Genomic DNA, 2881 nt, shown 5'->3' on the forward strand with positions numbered 1-2881 from the left:
ACTTTGAGTCAATAAGTTTATCTACTTATAAGTGGATATTTTTGAATGAAAACTCGTAATGCTTTTGCCACGTTAACAATTTGTGTATTGTCGGCACTCACTATTACAGATGTGGTGAATATGCACAAAGTCTCAGCCCACACCAAAAACGATTGTCGCCAACTTGTGACGGGTACGTACCTCACGAAACTATCTGGTGACTTCGGTTCGTCTTTTGGGATTACGACATTCACTGAAGATGGTAACTTTGTGACCAGTGCCTCAGCCCAAAGTGTTAGTAATCCCTCTTTCCAACCCTTTGGTAATGTGCAAGGTCGTTGGAAGTGTACCTCAGGCACAGAGATTACTGCCACAGGACTTAACTTCAGCTATCCAACAACGACATTACCCGGCAACTTCACCAGAAGCGATTTTCGTGCGACATTTGATCCGAAAGCTGGAATAGTGAAAGCAACAGCAACACTGAAGTTCTTCTCACTAAATGCAAATCCGCTTAATGATTATGCCCCAGTAGCAGTAACGTTTACTTTCACGGGGCAGCGTGTTAAGGCTGGAGAATAAAGTGAAGGCGACTAGTGCTTGACAAAGGGCTTTTGCAGACGACAACACCCAATCGCCAACCAACTAATTCCCCAATGCCCAACGCCCAACACCCAACAGAGGAAATTTAAAGCCAGTGAGTAGATGTTCCATACCCTCGTGTTTTTCTATATATATAAAAACACGAGGGTATGGAACGCCCTCTAAGATATGCACTGTAAAGCTTTCAGCCGATGAAATTCCAAGCCGTTAATGCCCAATAACCGCGCTGATAATTTGGAGCGATGGCTACGCCCGCCGCAGGCATCGCGCTAGTGGGGAGTGGGGTGAGAAGTGCGATCGCACTTTCTCTACCCATTACCCCCCTCATTTTTTGACTTCAACCTCATGAGTAGCAGAGACCCCTCAGAAAATGAACCGAATCTCATGTTTATCTAGCTAAAACCTATTTTTTATTAGTTTGTTTCCTTCTAAGAGGGAATTATAAATGGTAGCTGCCTCAATAATATTTAAAAAAATCTATGAACTTCTCAGAACTAAATCACGCAGCTCGTGACATAGCTGACAGAATCGAACACATGAATGAAATTACTGCTTGGATGAAAGCAGACACAGAAAGAGAATTTTCAAGTTCATCACAACAGCCAATTCCTCAACCTGATACCACATCTTTAGAAAAAATTAGCCAACTGACACCCGAACAGATTAAAGAACAATATTGGTGCTAGACCCAGATCAAGGTGTAGTTGCCGTAATAAGCTTTTTGACGTAATTGGGGTTTCTTTTGAGGAGAATGAGTTAGAGGGTGGTTATTGTCGCCAAACATCAAAATAAGACCTTGAGAAGACCAACGTTAATCGTTTGTTGTATGGCTATTTTGAGTGATTGGATAACAATTAAAGAGGATTAAATTTCTGTCGAATCTATCAATTTTTGTATTTGAGTCCCAAAAAGTCCGGTTCGTTGGTACAGCAATGAAACCAGAATCGATTGCTGCCGATATCTGTGCGATTTTTTCTATTGATACTTCTGTTGCCGTCAATTGACTTTTTATTCAACAGCGTATTGTATAGCTGCTTGAAATTTGGGTAAGGCACGAGAAATCATTTCTTCGCTGGCAGTAAGGGAAATCCGAAAGTAACCGGGTATTTCCTGGGGTGTACCTGGTAAAACAAATACATCGTGACTTGCCAGTAGTTCCGCAAAAGCACAGTCATCTTCCCAAGGAGATCGCACCAACAAAAAGAATGTCCCATCAGGGGTATGCAGTTGATAACCCATGCCTCGCAGCGACGAATCCATCCAATCTCGCTTTTTTTGTAAATGCTCCATATTTATGTTTATTTTTTCCAAGTCGCTTAGGGCATATTGCATTAATACGCTAGGAAAACACCAACCAAAAGCACTTGCTTGTAACATAGCGATTACTCGCCTTATTTCTTCCCGCTTGGGCATAGTGGAGGGAAGAGCGATATATCCGATACGTTGACCGGGAGCCATTAAGGTTTTACTGTAACCATATACCAAGAAAGAAAATGGGTAAAACTGGGTCGGGCTGGGACAAGATTGGTGATCAAAAACAATGCGGCTGAAGGTTTCATCAGAAATCATGTAAATCACCTTGCCGTAGAGTTTAGAAGCCTCAGCTAGTATAGTTGCCAAACCCTCTAGAGTCCTAGCTGAAAAAATCTTACCTGTAGGGTTGTGAGGTGAATTAATAATTATTGCCCGAGTTCGTTCGGTAATTGCTTCAGCGATCGCCTCCAAATTTATATCGAAGGTGCTGGTATCTACAGGCACACCCACTGGAACCGCACCTGTAAAATGCACCATACGCCTATAACCTAACCACGGTGGAGTCAAAATAATTACCTCATCCCCTTCCCCAGCTACTATTTGCAGACAAATCGCCAAACCGACTAGAGTCCCATTAGTCATAAAAATATCTTCAGGCAATATAGAAAGTCCGCGTTTCTCCTGAAGAGATGCAGATACAGTAACCCGCGATTCGGGAATATTTCCCTTGTAGCCATACCAACTGGAGTTTTGTGGTACACTCCAACGTTGCAGGGCTTCTACAAACCCTGGAAGTGGCATTTCATGAGCATCACCCAAGGAAAAATCAAGGCTTTCCGGCTCAGTTCGGCGACTCATATAGGTCGCTGAAGCGTAAAATTTACTTATAGGCGTTTGGTAATCTAATTTCTTCAATAACTGTGGTGATATGAAGTGAATTTTGCCTTCATCTGTCGTATCCGGCATAACCCCAGCCTTTGATTGCTATCTGATGCAGGCAGTATAGTCGTAATTGCATACATTAACAACAAGCGATCGCATCTAG

Annotated in this window: 4 protein-coding genes; 2 read left to right on the forward strand and 2 right to left on the reverse strand. The window is 42.6% G+C overall.

Going from position 1 to position 2881, the window contains the following annotated elements; genetic code table 11:
* Positions 1-45: 45 nt before the first annotated feature.
* On the forward strand, positions 46-561 hold the full coding sequence (locus V7K61_RS10330; RefSeq protein ID WP_334955773.1) for a hypothetical protein: 516 nt from the start codon (positions 46-48) through the stop codon (positions 559-561).
* Between the two features lie 205 nt (positions 562-766).
* Here V7K61_RS10330 and V7K61_RS10335 read toward each other — a convergent pair whose 3' ends face one another.
* Positions 767-898, reverse strand: coding sequence for a hypothetical protein (locus V7K61_RS10335; protein ID WP_335053248.1), 132 nt, complete (start codon positions 896-898; stop codon positions 767-769).
* 163 nt (positions 899-1061) lie between these two features.
* Here V7K61_RS10335 and V7K61_RS10340 point away from each other — a divergent pair, with 163 nt between their 5' ends.
* A complete protein-coding gene (locus V7K61_RS10340; RefSeq protein WP_335053249.1) occupies positions 1062-1268 on the forward strand; it encodes a hypothetical protein in 207 nt (68 codons plus the stop codon).
* 322 nt (positions 1269-1590) lie between these two features.
* Here the strand turns inward: V7K61_RS10340 and V7K61_RS10345 are convergent, their stop codons facing one another.
* Complete coding sequence (locus V7K61_RS10345) at positions 1591-2802, reverse strand: aminotransferase class I/II-fold pyridoxal phosphate-dependent enzyme (protein ID WP_335053250.1); 1212 nt, start codon at positions 2800-2802, stop codon at positions 1591-1593.
* Positions 2803-2881 lie beyond the last annotated feature (79 nt).

This window comes from Nostoc sp. (assembly GCF_036918015.1).
GTDB lineage: Bacteria > Cyanobacteriota > Cyanobacteriia > Cyanobacteriales > Nostocaceae > Nostoc.

Bases quoted from the DNA above. Each gene is read 5' to 3' on its own strand.
- V7K61_RS10340 (WP_335053249.1), top strand. From the start codon at position 1,062: ATGAACTTCTCAGAACTAAATCACGCAGCTCGTGACATAGCTGACAGA.
- V7K61_RS10345 (WP_335053250.1), bottom strand. From the start codon at position 2,802: ATGCCGGATACGACAGATGAAGGCAAAATTCACTTCATATCACCACAG.
- V7K61_RS10335 (WP_335053248.1), bottom strand. From the start codon at position 898: ATGGGTAGAGAAAGTGCGATCGCACTTCTCACCCCACTCCCCACTAGC.
- V7K61_RS10330 (WP_334955773.1), top strand. From the start codon at position 46: ATGAAAACTCGTAATGCTTTTGCCACGTTAACAATTTGTGTATTGTCG.